Source organism: Brevibacillus sp. FW301-21C12A (assembly GCF_058788915.1).
The window spans coordinates 1-16,723 of record NZ_JBYTBG010000041.1; the positions used below are offsets into that span (position 1 = coordinate 1).

The 16,723-nt window shown below is 53.1% G+C and carries 14 protein-coding genes; 11 read left to right on the forward strand and 3 right to left on the reverse strand.

The window, feature by feature from the left end; genetic code table 11:
* Nucleotides 1-428 precede the first annotated feature (428 nt).
* A complete protein-coding gene (gene nrdJ, locus AC3WQH_RS20380) occupies nucleotides 429-2,690 on the forward strand; it encodes a ribonucleoside-triphosphate reductase, adenosylcobalamin-dependent (RefSeq protein ID WP_005834774.1) in 2,262 nt (753 codons plus the stop codon).
* A gap of 47 nt (nucleotides 2,691-2,737) precedes the next feature.
* Here the strand turns inward: nrdJ and AC3WQH_RS20385 are convergent, their stop codons facing one another.
* On the reverse strand, nucleotides 2,738-3,535 hold the full coding sequence (locus AC3WQH_RS20385) for a GerAB/ArcD/ProY family transporter (RefSeq protein ID WP_005834772.1): 798 nt from the start codon (nucleotides 3,533-3,535) through the stop codon (nucleotides 2,738-2,740).
* 11 nt (nucleotides 3,536-3,546) lie between these two features.
* A complete protein-coding gene (locus tag AC3WQH_RS20390; protein ID WP_005834770.1) occupies nucleotides 3,547-3,780 on the reverse strand; it encodes a hypothetical protein in 234 nt (77 codons plus the stop codon).
* A gap of 136 nt (nucleotides 3,781-3,916) precedes the next feature.
* Here AC3WQH_RS20390 and AC3WQH_RS20395 point away from each other — a divergent pair, with 136 nt between their 5' ends.
* A complete protein-coding gene (locus AC3WQH_RS20395; protein ID WP_005834768.1) occupies nucleotides 3,917-4,348 on the forward strand; it encodes an acyl-CoA thioesterase in 432 nt (143 codons plus the stop codon).
* Nucleotide 4,349: 1 nt separating this feature from the next.
* Complete coding sequence (locus AC3WQH_RS20400) at nucleotides 4,350-4,745, forward strand: FxsA family protein (RefSeq protein ID WP_005834767.1); 396 nt, start codon at nucleotides 4,350-4,352, stop codon at nucleotides 4,743-4,745.
* Between the two features lie 68 nt (nucleotides 4,746-4,813).
* Here the strand turns inward: AC3WQH_RS20400 and ytvI are convergent, their stop codons facing one another.
* Nucleotides 4,814-5,944: a sporulation integral membrane protein YtvI gene (gene ytvI / locus AC3WQH_RS20405; protein WP_122953372.1), complete on the reverse strand. Its 1,131-nt coding sequence runs from the start codon at nucleotides 5,942-5,944 to the stop codon at nucleotides 4,814-4,816.
* A 379-nt stretch (nucleotides 5,945-6,323) separates the two neighbouring features.
* Here ytvI and citZ point away from each other — a divergent pair, with 379 nt between their 5' ends.
* The 8 genes from citZ to AC3WQH_RS20445 all read left to right on the forward strand — a co-directional run bounded on the left by citZ (nucleotide 6,324) and on the right by AC3WQH_RS20445 (nucleotide 16,541).
* Entirely contained in the window at nucleotides 6,324-7,436 is a 1,113-nt protein-coding gene (citZ, locus tag AC3WQH_RS20410; RefSeq protein ID WP_005834764.1) for a citrate synthase, read from the forward strand.
* Nucleotides 7,437-7,571: 135 nt separating this feature from the next.
* Nucleotides 7,572-8,855 (forward strand): NADP-dependent isocitrate dehydrogenase, encoded by a 1,284-nt coding sequence (icd, locus tag AC3WQH_RS20415; protein WP_005834761.1) that lies wholly within the window; start codon nucleotides 7,572-7,574, stop codon nucleotides 8,853-8,855.
* 52 nt (nucleotides 8,856-8,907) lie between these two features.
* Complete coding sequence (mdh, locus tag AC3WQH_RS20420) at nucleotides 8,908-9,846, forward strand: malate dehydrogenase (protein WP_005834759.1); 939 nt, start codon at nucleotides 8,908-8,910, stop codon at nucleotides 9,844-9,846.
* Nucleotides 9,847-11,040: 1,194 nt separating this feature from the next.
* Complete coding sequence (locus AC3WQH_RS20425; protein ID WP_005833838.1) at nucleotides 11,041-11,736, forward strand: response regulator transcription factor; 696 nt, start codon at nucleotides 11,041-11,043, stop codon at nucleotides 11,734-11,736.
* An 18-nt stretch (nucleotides 11,737-11,754) separates the two neighbouring features.
* Nucleotides 11,755-13,518: a two-component system histidine kinase PnpS gene (gene pnpS / locus AC3WQH_RS20430; protein WP_007784790.1), complete on the forward strand. Its 1,764-nt coding sequence runs from the start codon at nucleotides 11,755-11,757 to the stop codon at nucleotides 13,516-13,518.
* Between the two features lie 93 nt (nucleotides 13,519-13,611).
* Complete coding sequence (gene phoU, locus AC3WQH_RS20435; protein ID WP_005833842.1) at nucleotides 13,612-14,268, forward strand: phosphate signaling complex protein PhoU; 657 nt, start codon at nucleotides 13,612-13,614, stop codon at nucleotides 14,266-14,268.
* Nucleotides 14,269-14,445: 177 nt separating this feature from the next.
* Nucleotides 14,446-15,534, forward strand: coding sequence for a PRK06851 family protein (locus AC3WQH_RS20440; RefSeq protein ID WP_005833844.1), 1,089 nt, complete (start codon nucleotides 14,446-14,448; stop codon nucleotides 15,532-15,534).
* Between the two features lie 68 nt (nucleotides 15,535-15,602).
* Nucleotides 15,603-16,541, forward strand: a complete 939-nt coding sequence (locus tag AC3WQH_RS20445) for a VanW family protein (RefSeq protein WP_122953233.1) — start codon at nucleotides 15,603-15,605, stop codon at nucleotides 16,539-16,541.
* Nucleotides 16,542-16,723 lie beyond the last annotated feature (182 nt).

A 16,723-nucleotide genomic window follows, 5' to 3' on the forward strand; every position in this document is an offset into this window, starting at 1 on the left:
ATGAATACAAACTTTCGGATATCCTCTAGCGCAAAAAAGGACAGTCAGGGCGTTTTTCCCTGACTGTTTTTCTTATGTTGTCCCAACTGTCTGCCAAGTTTTTTTGCTAACGCTTTCCAAATAACGGCGCTTTTTAGGTGATGCAAACCAAGGGAGAATCTGATAAAATCGATCAGGTGTTCGTCTTGGTGGCTCGCGGCTTTTTACAGTTTGCGCGTGTTTTTTCCAGGAGAAAACGATGTCATCCGGCTCGCGAAAAGGGGAAAAACGGCTCCCTTCGTGCGGTTGTCGATGTCAAGAACTTTTTTCAGTGAAACACAACATATAGTGTTGTCGAATTTTATTTCGCACAATATATAGGTGAAACTATTGAGTTTTTTTGACAAAGATAGTTAACTAGAGAGGAAAGAATCGAAGGAGGAACGTTCATGTTGGCAACTGAAACCGTATCCCGAACCGTTTTTTTGAGGGATGAATTTTTAGCGCAATATCCAGATTTTCCTGTTCATATGAATCCTCTGGGACAATTTGTTTACTACCGGACTTATTCTCGCTTCCTCCCGGAGAAAGGCAGACGGGAAACGTGGAAAGAAACATGCCGCCGCTCGGTGGATTACAATATGAAGCTTGCGTACCAACATATGAAAAAGATCGGCTTGCAGCCGGATGAGCGGGCGATGGAGGCAGAAGCGGAAGGGCTGTTTGACAACATGTTCAACCTTCGCCAGTTTTTGTCCGGACGGACGCTGTGGGTAGGCGGCGCGGAGAACGGCGTTGCCGATTTGTACCCACTGGCTAACTTCAACTGCTCGTTTTTGAACATCAGGTCATGGGACGACCTGGGCGATTTGTTCTACCTGTTGCTCGTAGGAACGGGCGTAGGCTTTAAATGCACGAAGGAAATGGCAGCCGGACTTGGGCCGATCCGCACCAACGTCACCCTGCTTTCCTCCGAGTACAGACCGCTTCCGAAGCACCAGCGTCTGGAACGCTCCGAGCTGAATGTGCTGGACAACGGCTTTGCGAAAATTTACGTAGGGGACAGCAAGGAAGGCTGGGTCGAGTCGTTGCGCCTGTACTTGCAAATTCTCACGGATTCCGCCTACGAGCATATCCATACGGTCAAAATCTCCTACAACAGCGTGCGGCCAAAAGGGGAGCGGCTGAAGCGCTTTGGCGGAACAGCAAGCGGACACGAGCCGCTGCGCGAAATGTTTGAAGGAATCGACAAAGTGCTGAAAAACCAGATCGACCAGCATCTGGCCCCGATCGAAAGCGACGAAAAAGGGTACGGCAAAATTCGCCCCGTACATATTCTCGACATCGGCAACCTCATCGGAGCAAACGTTGTGGTCGGGGGCGTGCGCCGCACCGCGGAAATTTTCCTGTTTGACCACGATGACTACGAGTGCATGCTGGCGAAATACGGCATCAACGGCTTCTGGACAGAGGAGCAGCTCGCCCACCATCGTCGTGTCGGAGAGCTTTTGGGAGAGCACAAGCCTGTCTGGTTTGACAGCATTCAAAAAGTGGGAGACGGGCGCTTCGGCCTGGATCACCGCCGCATGTCCAACAACTCGATTGCGTTCACCAAGCAGCCGACCAAAGAGTTTTTGCACCTTGTGTTCACGCTGATGCAACTGGAGGGCGAGCCAGGCTTTATCAACCTGGAAGAAGCGAATCGCCGCCGCCCGAATGCGGAAGGACTCAACCCTTGTGCGGAAATTTTGCTCGATTCGTACGGGGTCTGCAACTTGACGACAGTGAACCTGGTTCAGTTTGTCCGCGAGCGTGAGGACGGCTCGAAATATTTGGACCTGGACGGACTGTTGGACGCGCAGCGCAAATCTGCCCGCGCAGGATTGCGGATGACGCTCGTAACACTGGAGCTGCCGCACTGGGATACGGTCCAGCAGCGCGACCGCCTGCTCGGAACGTCGTTGACAGGCGTGAAGGATGCGCTCGCTTCTCTCGGCTATACCGAAGAGCAGGAGTTGGAGTTGCTGCGTCAACTGGGCGATGCTGCCCGCAGTGAAGCAGACCGCTACGCGTATGAGCTGCGCGTGAACTCGCCGCTGCTCGTGACGACCGTCAAGCCGGAAGGGACGTTGTCGCAGGTGGCCGGGGGCGTTTCCAGCGGCTTGCACTGGTCGCACTCGCCGTACTACATCCGCCGTATTCGCATCAACGCCCAGGACCCGCTGGCAAAGGCTGTACAAGCTCTCGGCTGGACCGTCCATCCCGAGGTGGGGACCCCTGGCGAAACGCACGAAGAGCGCATGGCAAATGCGCGTACGCTCGTGATCGACTTCCCGGTAGCATCCGGTGCGCAAGAGACGAAAAACGAAGTGAGCGCGAAACGCCAGTTCGACACGTACTTCCGTTTTCAAAAGGAATACACCGAGCACAACTCTTCCAATACGATTACCGTTCGCAAGGAAGAGTGGAGCGAAGTGGAAGAAATCGTCTACGCCAACTGGGACAATTTTGTCGGCGTGTCCTTCCTGCAACTGGATGGCGGAAACTATCAGCTTGCGCCGTATGAAGAGTGCACGAAAGAGCAATACGAGGCGCTGAAGCAATCGATGAAGCCGTTTGACCCGGCGATTTTGCAGCAATTCGAAACAGGCGGCGAGGCTGATCTGTCTACCGCAGAAGCGTGCGAAGGCGGCGCTTGCCCGATTCGTTAACACGCTGCTTCACATGAGGAACCAACATAGAGAAGAGGGAGAGACGGTCACGACGAGTCTCTCCCTCTTTTTTTGCGGATCAGGCCGACGATCAGGAGCAGCAGCGGGTAAAACAGCCCGAAAATCAGGCTGTAAGGCAACCAGGCGTCGACATCCCACTGGTTCATATACGCTGTATTCGGATAGACGATCAGGGAAAAGACGACGACGAGAAAAGCTTTGGGAAGGATGAGCGGCTTGTAGGTGCGGAGCCGAAATACTTGCACCATGCTGACAAACGACATGGTGCCTCTCATGATGCCGTTCCCGCTCGCTTCGAGAATCGGCTGTACGTTTTCAAACTCCATGGTCGAACAAAGAAAAAAGATCAGGGAGCAAAACAGCAACAGTAGCAACGGGGTAAACAGCTCGATGCATCGGGCGAAAGCCTCCAGTCCAAGCCGCATGGCGAGCATGACGACGAGCAAAAACAAAATGTGCAGCGCGATGATCGGAGTCTCTGGGAACATGTGCGTGATTAAAAAGTTTCCGATGTAAAACAGCACCTGCGAAGAGGCGAGCAGCATGGTGAAGAGGAAAAGCAGCGAGACTGCCCAGCCGAGCCATTTGCCGAGAACGCGTTCGTTGATTTCCAGCAAGTTTTGATTGGGATAGAGCAACCCGACAGCGATGTAGAGCCAGGCCAACCCATAGCCGACTACATTTCCCAGGATGGCGCAAATCCACGCGTCCTGCTTTGCATCCGCAGCCAATGTAGAAGGGGCGACCAAAATCGTGGTCCCGATGCAGAACAGGGCTGTAATTATCATCATTTGCCGATTCGAGATAGTGACGTTGGACAGCACCTGATGTCCTCCTAGTGGAACAATCTCTGCAAAAATTCCCCAAAGGGGCCAAGGACGGCGAGCACCCAATCGCCCGGATTGGGCATGGCGACCCCCAACACTTTGAGCACGCCTGCTGCTGCGGCAAGCAAAAGCAAAAGGGAAAACACAACAAGCTCCCGATAATAGCCCAGGTGAACCAGATGAGGGATTTCCCACCAGGCAATGATGATCGCTGTGACCAAGACAACGGTTGCTCCCCACATTCCTTTTCCTACTTTCCTGTTTGCGCCAGTTTATTTTTTTCGAGTATTGACGTAATGAAAAATTGACATACCAGCCAGACCGCAAGACCAGTTTGTCTATGGTACAATATACGTATAGAGAAAGGGGCGATGATGAGTGAGTCCGATTATTCATGCCCATCGGCTGCGAGTGCGCTACGGCGAGACAGATCAGATGGGCGTGGTCTACCATACGAATTACTTGAACTGGTTTGAGGTAGGACGAACCGAATTGATCCGCAATGCGGGGCTTACCTACCGCGAGCTGGAGGAAAGAGGCGTGCTGCTGCCGGTCACGGACGCGTCGCTCTCCTACAAAAAGCCGGCCCGCTACGACGATGTGGTGGAAATCCAGACGCGGGTCAAGGAGCTGAGTGCCGTTCGACTAGCGTTTGCTTACGATATTATCCGCGTGTCGGACCAGGAGCTGCTCGTGTCGGGCGAGACGATACACGTTTTTACGAACGCAGAGCTGAAGCCGATTCGCTTGTCCAGAACAGAGCCGGAGGTTTACGCCTGGCTGGATGCCCAGTATAAAGGAGGGGAGTAGCATGCTGCGCTTTCTCATCATCCTGTTTGTCGTCGGATTCGGTTTGGAGCTGTGGGGGCTGATTACGGTCGGCTCGCTCATCGGCGGCTGGAACACGGTTTTGCTGGTGATCCTGACCGGGCTGCTCGGGGCTTGGCTGGCGAAGCAGCAAGGCGTCCAGGTGTTTCGCACGCTGCAGTTCCAGTTGGCACGGGGGCAGATGCCGACAGAGACGATTATTGACGGCGCGCTGATTCTGATCGGCGGCATTTTGCTGCTGTTGCCAGGCTTTGTCTCCGACGTGATCGGCCTGATTTTTCTCATTCCGTACACCCGCATGATTTTGCGCCACCTGCTGAAACAATGGCTGTGGTATTTGATCTCGTCGGGGCGCATCCAATTCTTTTTCCGCAGATAAAAGAGCAGTTGTCAAAAAGAACCGCTTCGAGCGACGGCCTCACGGCTAGCCCGAAAGCGGTTCTTTTGTTAGGTGCGTTTTCCCCGAATGTAGGTCCAGATGTCCACGAACACGTTGGCTTTGACCAGCGCGTTAATCAATACGAGCGAGACAGGGCCGATAATCAGCCCCAAAAAGCCGAACAGTTGCAGGCCGACGAACAGGGCGACCAGCGTGAGCAGCGGATCGAGACCGACGCTTTCCGCGACGACCTTTGGCTCGATGATCTGGCGGAAGATGAGAACGACCGCGTACAGGATGGACAGTCCGATGACCATCGTGTAGTTGCCTTTGAAAAACAGGTAGATGATCCACGGAACGAAGACGGTTCCCGTTCCGAGATACGGCAGCAGATCGACCAGGCCGGTAATCAGCCCGATCGTAATCGCGTATTCGACGCGCATGATGAGAAGGCCGACGATCACGATGGCGGCCGTCAGCGAGATGAGCGTCAACTGCGCCTTGAGAAAACCGAGCAAAGCGCCGCGCAGGTCGCGGAAAATCTGGTCCAGCCGGTTGTTGACGCCGCTTGGCAACAGGCGGCGGAAGCGCGCTTCCCAGAGGAAGAAGTCTTTGGAAATAAAGAACGCGCCCATGATGGAAATAACCGATACGGTAGCCATGTTCGGCAGGGAGACGAGCACGTTTTTCAGGCCGTCCAGGAAGCTGACAATCAGGTTTTGCCCGGCGTGGGTGATGGAAGTAATGCCGCTTCCGACCGTATTGCTAATTTTGTCCTTGTAGTTCGGGTCAAGCTGGTCGTAAATCCATTGCACCTGGTTGTAGATGCCGAGCAAAAAGTCTTGCGAGATCGTCCGCTGCAAATACTCGGACAGCTCCTGGGCGAATCCCGGCAGGCGCTTGGCCAGCTCGCCGATCTCCACGACGGTTTCCGAGACGACCAATGTCGCCAGCCCGATGGCGAGCAGCATCAAGACGAGCAGGGCGAGAGTGACCGACAGCCAGCGCGGAATCTTGAACTTTTGCGTGACGAACGTGACCGGCTTGTGGATCAAAAGCGCGATGACTAAAGCAATTATAAATGGGTAAAGTAAGGGTGTTGCAAACTGAAACAGCCAAATTCCTACATAAACAAGCAGGCAAACCCAGAAAAAGCGAATGATCTGAAAGAGGCGCTCCACCCAGTTTTCCTGATTCAACAAAGGTCTCCTTTCTGCCATCGAACAGCACACAAATCCTTATGGAACTATTATGCAGCAAGCCGGACAAATGGAGCAAGTTCGCGCAAAAAACAAAACCGGGTTTCATCCTTTGAAACATTTTTTCGCCAATCTTATTCACAAAATCGCAATAATCTTTTATAATTGGGTCGACTTATAGTGGATTCTTTTCACTCGCCTCTCCCCCTTGGCATGTTCTAAGGATTTGCGTGGATCTATTCCCTGACAAGAGTGGTGGATGAAAGAAACCGCTGCCATCAACTTCATATTTGCTGTGGATAAAGTCGTTTATCAGTCACAAGGACAAGCGAGGACTGGATAAGCGCTACTACTTGAGTGGAAAAGGAGAGGGAGTTCTATGACAACAACACGTGGACTAGAAGGCGTCGTTGCCGCTCAATCATCGATCTGTTCGATCGTCGATGGGGTTCTTTGCTATGGCGGGATCAACATCGATGAGTTAGCAGAACATGCAACTTTTGAAGAGGTTGTATATTTGCTCTGGCATGGAGCGTTACCGAAGCGTGATCAGCTAGACGCTTTGAAAAAACAATTGGGTGAAAATGCAACAGTGGCAAAAGAAGTGCTGGAGAGCATCCGCCACTACCCAAAAGGCGTACACCCAATGGCGGCGTTGCGCACAGCTGTCTCTTCGTTAGCGCTCTACGACCCAGAAGCGCAAGACATGTCTCCTGAAGCCAACTATCGCAAATCCATCCGTCTGATGGCTCAAACTCCTACCTTGATTGCCGCTTACGAGCGCATGCGCAAAGGTCTGGAGCCAGTTGCTCCTCGTGCAGATTTCACCATCGCCCAAAACTTCCTCTACATGCTGACTGGCGAAGAGCCGACAGAAACAGCAGTGAAAGCGTTTGACGTTGCGCTGGTTCTGCATGCTGACCATGAGTTCAATGCATCTACCTTCGCTGCTCGCGTAACCGTTGCGACCTTGACTGATATCTACTCCGGTATCGTCTCTGCCATCGGCACGCTCAAAGGCCCTCTGCACGGCGGCGCCAATGAAGCGGTTGCGAAAATGCTGGTGGAAATCGGCAGCCTCGACAACGTAGAATCGTACATCCGCGCCAAGCTGGACAACAAAGAGAAAATCATGGGCTTCGGACATCGCGTCTACAAAGATGGTGACCCGCGCGCGAAATGGCTGAAGCAAATGTCCCAAAAGCTGACCGCGCAAATCGGTCGTCCAGAGCTGTATGAAATGTCCGTGAAAATCGACGACATGATTTCCAAGGAAAAAGGACTGAAGCCAAACGTTGACTTCTACTCCGCTTCCGTGTACATCTCTCTCGGCCTGGAAACTGACCTGTTCACACCGATCTTCGCTATCAGCCGCATGTCCGGCTGGACGGCTCACATCATGGAACAGTATGAAAACAATCGCCTGATCCGTCCGCGCGCGGATTACACCGGTCCGGTCAACCAACACTACGTTCCGATTGACCGCCGCTAAACACTCGCTATTTTCGAGCGTGGAGGGCAACTGTTCCCTAAGCGCAAGCTTGAGAACTACCACAAGCAGTGGTAGTTCTCCTACGTCTGGAAATATTCATAATCACCTATTATCTTCACCACTGGAGGGATTCTTGTGTTCAAAAACCTTGCACAACCAACTGCCGGCGAAAAAATTACGGTTGATAACGGCAAACTGGTAGTTCCAAACAACCCGATCATTCCTTTCATCGAGGGCGACGGTACTGGCCCTGACATCTGGAAAGCTTCCGTTCGCGTACTGGATGCAGCGGTAGAAAAAGCATACAACGGCGAGAAAAAAATCGCTTGGTTCGAAGTATTCGCAGGAGAAAAATCGTTCAATCAATACAACGAGTGGCTGCCAGAAGATACATTGACAGCGATCCGCGAATACTTGATCGCCATCAAAGGTCCTCTGACTACACCAGTAGGCGGCGGTATCCGTTCCATCAACGTGGCGCTGCGCCAAGAGCTGGATCTGTACGCTTGCGTGCGTCCTGTTCAATACTTCGACGGCGTTCCATCCCCTGTGAAACATCCTGAATTGACAGATATGGTTATTTTCCGCGAGAACACAGAAGATATCTACGCTGGTGTTGAGTGGGCAGAAGGCACTCCGGAAGTGAAAAAAGTAATCGAATTCCTGCAAAAAGAAATGGGCGTGAAGAAAATCCGCTTCCCGGAAACTTCCGGTATCGGGATCAAGCCTGTTTCCAAAGACGGTACAGAGCGTCTGGTTCGCGCAGCGATCAACTACGCGATCGACAACAACCGCAAATCCGTTACCCTCGTACACAAAGGCAACATCATGAAGTTCACCGAAGGCGCGTTCAAAAGCTGGGGTTATGCAGTGGCTGAAGCGGAATTCGGCGACAAAGTGTTCACTTGGGCACAATACGACCGCATCAAGGCTGAAGGCGGCGACGCTGACAAAGCGCAAAAAGAAGCAGAAGCGGCTGGCAAAATCATCGTAAAAGACGTGATTGCGGACGCGTTCCTGCAACAAATCCTGACTCGTCCTGCCGAGTACGATGTAGTAGCAACCCTCAACCTGAACGGTGACTACATCTCCGACGCGCTGGCTGCACAAGTTGGCGGTATCGGTATCGCTCCAGGCGCAAACATCAACTACCTGACTGGCCATGCGATCTTCGAGGCAACTCACGGTACAGCGCCTAAATACGCTGGTCTGGACAAAGTGAACCCATCCTCCGTGATCCTGTCCGGAGAAATGATGCTGCGTCACCTGGGCTGGAACGAAGCGGCTGACCTGATTATCAACTCCATGGAAAAAACCATCTCCGCGAAAACCGTAACGTACGATTTCGCTCGCCTGATGGAAGGTGCAACCGAGCTGAAATGCTCCGAGTTTGCTGACGCGCTGATTCAAAACATGTAAGATAAAGATAGTTTGGCAACGATTACCTTACATTTTGGAGGGGAGTTAAGTCATGGCATTCAACCGTAAAAAAATCGCTGTTATCGGTAGTGGCTTCACTGGTGCAACCACAGCATTTATTTTGGGGCAAAAAGAACTGGGCGACGTCGTATTGGTTGATATTCCGCAACTGGAAAACCCAACAAAAGGGAAAGCGTTGGATATGATGGAGTCTTCTCCTGTACTGGGGTTTGACGCCAACATTACAGGCACAGCCAGCTACGAGGACATCAAAGGTGCCGATCTGGTCATCATCACCGCAGGGATTGCCCGCAAGCCTGGCATGTCCCGCGACGACCTGGTGAACACAAACGCAGCCATCATGAAGTCGGTGGCGGAGCAAGTGAAAACGTATGCGCCAAACTCGATCGTGCTCGTTCTTTCCAACCCTGTTGATGCGATGACTTATACCTTCTACAAAACGTCCGGCTTCCCGAAAGAGCGCGTAATCGGGCAATCCGGCGTGCTGGATACGGCGCGTTTCCGTACCTTCGTGGCAATGGAGCTGAACGTCTCTGTTGAAGACGTGACAGGCTTCGTGCTCGGCGGACACGGCGACGACATGGTTCCATTGGTGCGCTACTCGTACGCGGGCGGCATTCCGCTGGAAACATTGATCCCGAAAGATCGCCTCGATGCGATCGTCGAACGCACCCGCAAAGGCGGCGGCGAAATCGTCAACCTGCTCGGTAACGGTTCCGCCTATTACGCCCCGGCTGCCTCGCTGGTGCAGATGGCTGAAGCGATCATCAAGGACAAAAAACGTATCCTGCCATCCATTGCGCTTCTGCAAGGCGAGTACGGCTACCACGATCTCTACCTCGGTGTTCCGACCCTCCTGGGGGCAAACGGGATCGAGAAAGTGATCGAGCTGGAACTCACCGCAGAGGAAAAAGCAGCCCTCGACAAATCGGCTGATTCCGTGCGCAATGTCCTGGCTGTTTTGAAATAGCCGGGTCGAGATGAATAACCAAGACGCCTTTCTTCGCGAAAGGCGTCTTTTTTTGCGGGAACGTCCAGTGGAGGTGAAGCAAATGACGTCTTTGTCCGGTGGCGGGCGGGGCGAACTGCTCGGCCGAAGTAGTTGCGAGACGAATGAAGTGCAAGGCGCCTTTGGCTTGGGGGAGTTTTTTGCGTGTTTTCCTTTTGCTCCTCTGGCTCGGTAGGAATTCTTCTAAAACCTTGTGTTTTTTTTCGCTTCCTCTACGAGCTGTGAGGTTCGGTCAGGCGTTCTTTGGGAAAAGCCGAGTAGGTCGATACTCCGGTGAAGGGTTCTATTGGGATTTTGCATTGATCGAATGTGAAGGAACAAATGGAAAGAAGATGAGGCTGGCCATACGGGAAGCGATTATTTGTTGCAAAGCAAGACGAGATTTTACTGAATATACATAGCCACCCCGTTTAATATAAATGCGATTAATTCCCATCTTTTTAGTGGATTTCTGTCAATTACTTCTATGGGGACGCCCCAAATTTTCTTTGCCAAAATGTTTTCAAGCTTTTCAATTCTTTTAACCCCCATCAACATCATTAGCCCCTGACGAGGAAAGAGGAGAAATACGCGAAAGCTCTTTGGGATCCCGACCGAGGTGGAAGGGAAAAAACGAAACACGCTTTTAAGCGTCCACTCTGAGACACATCCTGAATAAACCACTTTGGACGCGGTTTCATTTTTCCCTGGAACCGGGCAGTAGTGCTTCCAGCGGGGATCCCAAGAAGCTCCAGCGATTTCTCCTCTTTCCTCGCCGCCACGAAAGCTACGATCAAGGGGCTTTCAAAAAACACACCGGGACGAACCGAAGCTAAAGCTGCGATCAAGGGCTTTCAAAATTACCGGGACGAGCCGAAGCCAAAGCTACGAGCAAAAGGCCCTACGACCAAGGGACCTTTCAAAACACCCCCCGAAGCCTAACATCCCCTCCCTGATGCCCACCCCTCATTCGAGGCATACTACTCCAAAGAACCAACGGAACGCCCAAGCCACACCCACCACAGCCAGCCTCCAAACACTTTTACAAAAAAATTACTTGTCTTCCGGTTTCAGCATTGGCAGACTGAGAGGTGTAGAGAGAAGAAACAAACCAGAGGACGAAGGTCTGAAAACAATTAATCTGCAGCATCGCATTGGTAGGGGGAAACGGATAAAATGATTAAGGTTTTGGTAGTGGATGACGAAGCTTCCATCGTGAAGCTGCTGCAATTCAATCTGGAAAAATCGGGTTTCCAGGTAGTGACCGCCTTTGACGGCAGACAGGCGCTCGACATGGTGAAAAGCGAGCAGCCCGATTTCATCATTCTCGACTTGATGCTGCCCAAAATGGACGGCATGGACGTCTGTAAAACATTGCGCCAGGAGCGCATTAACACGCCAATCCTCATGTTGACCGCAAAAGACGATGAGCTGGATAAAATATTAGGTCTGGAGCTGGGCGCTGACGACTATTTGACCAAGCCGTTCAGCCCGCGCGAAGTAATCGCCCGCGTAAAAGCCATTCTCCGCCGCATTCAGGCAACCCCGGAAGCGGCGGTTGCGCCGGAAGATGTCGTGCTCCAGTTTGGCGACATCCGCATCTACCCGGAAAAATACGAAGTCTTTTGCAAAGATACAAAGGTAGAGCTGACTCCAAAAGAATTCGAACTGCTCAACTACCTCGCCAGCCACCAGGGGCGCGTGCTCACCCGCGACCAACTGCTGAACGCCGTCTGGAACTACGACTTTATCGGGGACTCCCGGATCGTGGACGTGCATGTCAGCCACCTGCGGGAAAAGCTGGAGGAAGACACGAAAAACCCGCGCTACATCAAAACCGTTCGCGGCTTGGGATACAAACTGGAAGGATAACAAACGGGAGGCACGACCTTGACTCGCTTTCGTATCAAACTCACCTTCACCATTCTGGGATTAATCTCATTGGTCCTCCTGTTGATGGGGATGTACTTTGCGAAGGTATTGGAAAATTCCTACCTGCAATCGCTGCATGAGCTTTTGTCCCGCGAGTCCAAGCTGGTTGCCCAGGCTGTCCGCTTCCCGACCGTTTTTGACAATCAGGAGATGCTCGCGGATCGCGTCCTCCAGGTGGCGCCATCCGACGAAGTCCGCCTGACCATCATCAACCTGGAAGGCGAGGTGCTGTACGACAACTCCTCCCATGCCGATGAGATGGAGAACCACCACGACAGGCCGGAAATGCTCGCGGCGCTCAATGGAGAGACCGGCATTTCCCGCCGCTTTAGCGAGACGCTGGGCTATGACATGATGTACGTAGCCGTGCCCGTCGAGCAGGGGACGAACATCGTCGGTGCCGTCCGCTCGGCCATGTCGATGAAAGACATTACGGACACGATCCACAACATGTGGTACAGCCTGCTGACAGGCTTGCTGGTGACGCTTGTCGTCGGCTCGATTGTGGTGTCGCGCATCTCCTTTTCGATTATTCGTCCCATCGAGGAAATTACGCGAGTCGCCCGCAACATTACCCAGCGCCAGTACGAGAGCCGGGTACGGATCAAGGCCAAGGACGAGATCGGCCAGCTCGCCGGCGCCATCAATTTCATGGCGTCCAGCCTGGAACAGCAAATGTACGAAATCTCCGAGAACCAGCAGCGGCTCGCCGGGGTGCTGACCAACATGACGAGCGGGGTCATTTTCATCTCGGAGCAGCGCAGAATCATGCTCGTCAACCCCGCCGTGGAAAAGCTGCTCGGAACAGCCGGACACGAGCTGGTAGGCAAGCTGCACATCGAGGCAGGCAAAAGCTTTGGCCTGTCCCAATACATTGACAGATGCCTGGACAAAAGCGAGAAGTTCCGGCAGGAGATCCACATTTACTATCCGCAGGAGCGCGTGCTCGACGTCAATTTTGCCCCGTACATCAATTTTAAAGGGGAATCGCGAGGCGTCGTCGTCGTGCTGCACGACATCACCGACATTCGCCGCCTGGAAAAGATGCGCAGCGACTTTGTCGCCAACGTCTCGCACGAGCTGCGGACGCCGATTACTTCCATCAAAGGGTTTACAGAGACGCTTTTGGAAGGGGCGATGCAGGACGAGGAAACGTGCCGCAATTTCCTGCAAATTATTTCGGATGAGAGCGAACGGCTGTACCGGATGATCCGCGACATTTTGGACTTGTCCAAAATCGAACAGAAGCGGATTCCCCTGCACCTCAGCCGCGTGCATGTGCAGGAGCTGATCCGCTCGGCAGCGGCGATCATGCACGACCAGGCGCAGAGAAAGCAGTTGAAGGTGACGCTGCCGGACAGCCAGCCGGACATTTGGTTGATGACAGACAAAGATTGTCTCCAGCAAATCGTCCTGAACCTTTTGACCAACGCGATCGCCTACACTCCGGAAGGCGGAGAGATCACGATCAGGACAGAAGCAGACGACGAACACGTGACGATTCAGGTTTCCGATACGGGCATAGGTATCCCGGAAAAAGACCTCACGCGCATTTTCGAGCGCTTTTACCGTGTCGACAAGGCGCGCAGCCGCGACTCCGGCGGAACGGGGCTGGGCCTTGCGATTGTCAAACACCTCGTCGACAACTTGCACGGCCAGATCGGGGTAGAGAGTGTGGAAGGAAAAGGCACCACCTTTACCGTCACTTTGCCGCTCGGCTGAAATATTTACACAAACAAAATAGTAGCTTTACCCGTGCAATACAATCCCCTTGTACTATTTGTCGTGTCAGACAAATGAAGGGGGACGAGGAACATGTCGCGGCACGCTTTCGAAGAGCAGTTGGACGTATTGCATCGCAAGCTCATGTCCATGGGCACATTGGTGGAAGAAGCCATTCATAAATCGATTAAAAGTTTGGTGGAGCGGGATGTTCAGCTTGCAGAGCAGGTCATTGCCGCCGATCCGGTCATCAACGAGCTGGAGCAGGAGATACAGAGCGAATGCTTCCGCCTGATCGCTTTGCAGCAGCCGGTAGGGAGTGACCTGCGCCGTCTGGGAACGATGCTGAAGCTGGTGACGGACCTGGAGCGGATGGGCGATCATGCGGTCTCCATCGCCAAAACGACACGCCGCCTGATGGCTGAACCGTATATCAAGCCGCTGATTGACATCCCGTTGATGGCCGATCATGTAAAAGCGATGGTGCGAGATTGCCTGAATGCCTATATCGCCCGCAACAAGGAAGCGGCAGAAGAGATCGCCGCTCGCGACGATATCGTCGACAAGCTGTTTGCAACGATTTTCCGTGACTTGATCGAAGTCATGACCAAAAACGGCAGCGCGATTTCCCAAGGGACGCATCTTTTGCTGGTGGCGCAATATTTGGAGCGGATTGCCGATCACGTCACGAATATTTGCGAATGGATCATCTACATGTCCACAGGCAAAATGACCGACCTGAACAAATAAGCCCGGGCGAGAACGTCTTGCCGGAGCAAAAAGCCACAAACGCCAAAAAGCCGCTGCGAGCCGTCTCAAGCTTGCAGCGGCTTTTTCCGCTCATGACAGACGCCTATTTCCTTCTGGCTGCATACAATACAACGATTCAACCCCATTATCAGCAAAAGAAGTACGGGAGGGAATGGCATGGCAAAACAAGTACGCCACATATACGCCGCAGGCAACACGGCGCGAGGATACAAAACGTTTTACGATTCGGTCCTGCAAGGGCTGGAGCGCGTCTACATCCTGTCAGGAGTCGTGGAGGGAGTCACGTCCCCGCTCATCGAAGCCATCGGCAAGGAGATGTCGCGCAAGACGAATCAGGTGGAGTGGATTCACTCTCCGTTTGTGAACGGGCAATACGACGGCGTTGTTTTTCACGAGTGGAGGGTCGCCATTATGGACGGCAGCTATCCTCGCATCTGGCGACCTGCTGCGCCCGGTGTGACGGAAATCCAGGTCAATTTGCAAACGGCGGTCGGCATCGAACAACTGGCCCCTTACAAAAAACAAATCGCGGCGTGGTACGAGGAGATTTTTGCCAAGAGCGAAGCCGCTTATCAGTCGTTCGGGGAAGCGCTGCGCATTCACGATGAATGGGAAGCGCCGTACATTGAAAACTTGAACCGCGAGGAAGCCAACCGCGTTACGGAAGAAGTAATCGCGCTGTTTTTTGGCGAGGAAAAGCTTGGCAAAAAGGCACGGGTGCGCAGAATGTACCTGGGGGCCGCCACGCCGCATGGGCCTGTCGATCACATCATGAAGCTGACAGACTCGTTGCAGAAGCGCTACTTCATCAAAGGAAGACCGGGATCAGGCAAGTCGACCATGCTGAAAAAGTTGGTAGTCGAAGCGGAAAACCGCGGCTACGACGTGGAGGTGTACCATTGCGGGCTGGACCCGCACAGCCTGGATATGGTGATCGTGCCGGAAAAAGGGCTGGCTATTTTCGACAGCACCGCCCCGCACGAATACTTCCCCAGCAAGGAGACAGACGAAGTCATCGACATGTACACGCGGGCCATCGCTCCTGGCACCGACGAGAAGTACCAGGAGGAGCTTGCCGACATCAAGGCTCGCTACACGCAAAAAATCAAGGAAGCTACGGCGTCCTTGCTCGCTGCCAAAGAACTGCGCGATCAATTGAACAATCTGTACAGCGAGGCTGCGGACCAGTCCAGGCTCAAAGCGGTCGCCCAGGCGATCATGAGCAGACTGGCGCGGATGGGATAAAGACACAGCGCATGACCGCATGAAACCCGTTCGGCTGCTCATACTACAGGAAGGAGGTGAGTGGCCGGATGGGTTTTGCTTTGACTCTGGCTTTGCTTTTGCTAGCCAATCCCCTCGATCCGACCAACTTTTTGCACGTCGAGGTGGGAGACAAAACGGTAGCCATCCTGGACCGAGCGGATTATACCTTGCCTGTTGACGGTGTCCCTGTCGCGGATGACTACCGTTTGCAAAAATTGATAGACGCAGTAGCCAAAGAAGCGTATGTAGCGCCGATCAATGCGACGATTAATGCGCACGGCGCCATCGTTCCCGAGAAAAAAGGCCGCAAGCTGGACGAGGCTGCTTTTTTGGAGCGGTTTTACCAGTATTACTACGGGCAGGGCGCTGCGACCATGCAAGTCTCCTACCAGGAAGTGTATCCAAAGGTGGACAAGGCTCTCCTCAGCCAAGTTCGGAAAAAAGTGATCGGGCAGTATGCCACCTATTTCAATTCGCGGAACAAAAACCGCTCTCACAACATCAGGCTCGCTTCACAGGCGCTCAACAACTACGTCGTGTTGCCGGGAGAAATTTTTTCCTTCAATAAATTAGTTGGCCAAAGGACGAAGGAAAAAGGCTACCTGCAAGCGCCCATCATCGTCAGGGGAGAGCTTTCCGAAGGGATCGGAGGCGGGATTTGCCAAGTGTCCTCGACCTTGTTCAATGCGGTCGACAAGGCGGGCTTGCATATTATGCAGCGCTATTCCCACAGCAGGAACGTCGCCTATGTGCCCCCTGGCCGGGATGCGACCGTGAGCTGGCACGGCCCGGATTTTGTCTTTCAGAACAAGTATGCATACCCGGTCATGATCCGCGCCATCGCTGGAAACGGGACGATGTACGTGACTGTGAACTCTTTTCCCGAGATCGAATACGAGCCGCGCCACGTGCCGAGCGTGCGCCAAAATACGCCGGAGGAAGGGCCTGCAAGCCCCGAGACCATCACAGAACCAACATTGCCTTGAGCTGCATGGGCATGTTGGTTTTTTTGTATGGAGAGCGAAAAACGGAAGGTTTCGCCAGCGCGGTTGGCAAGGTAGCGTTTACAATTACCTAGTTAAAATTTAACCTAAAGAAATAGTTGCCACGGAATCAAAAAAGTCGTATAGTGTTTCCTGTGATAAAAATTTCGTGTCCGAAATATTAG

Coding starts and splice junctions, on each gene's coding strand:
- AC3WQH_RS20445 (WP_122953233.1), top strand. CDS start 15,603: ATGGGTTTTGCTTTGACTCTGGCTTTGCTTTTGCTAGCCAATCCCCTC.
- AC3WQH_RS20390 (WP_005834770.1), bottom strand. CDS start 3,780: ATGTGGGGAGCAACCGTTGTCTTGGTCACAGCGATCATCATTGCCTGG.
- AC3WQH_RS20425 (WP_005833838.1), top strand. CDS start 11,041: ATGATTAAGGTTTTGGTAGTGGATGACGAAGCTTCCATCGTGAAGCTG.
- mdh (WP_005834759.1), top strand. CDS start 8,908: ATGGCATTCAACCGTAAAAAAATCGCTGTTATCGGTAGTGGCTTCACT.
- AC3WQH_RS20400 (WP_005834767.1), top strand. CDS start 4,350: ATGCTGCGCTTTCTCATCATCCTGTTTGTCGTCGGATTCGGTTTGGAG.
- AC3WQH_RS20440 (WP_005833844.1), top strand. CDS start 14,446: ATGGCAAAACAAGTACGCCACATATACGCCGCAGGCAACACGGCGCGA.
- phoU (WP_005833842.1), top strand. CDS start 13,612: ATGTCGCGGCACGCTTTCGAAGAGCAGTTGGACGTATTGCATCGCAAG.
- citZ (WP_005834764.1), top strand. CDS start 6,324: ATGACAACAACACGTGGACTAGAAGGCGTCGTTGCCGCTCAATCATCG.
- nrdJ (WP_005834774.1), top strand. CDS start 429: ATGTTGGCAACTGAAACCGTATCCCGAACCGTTTTTTTGAGGGATGAA.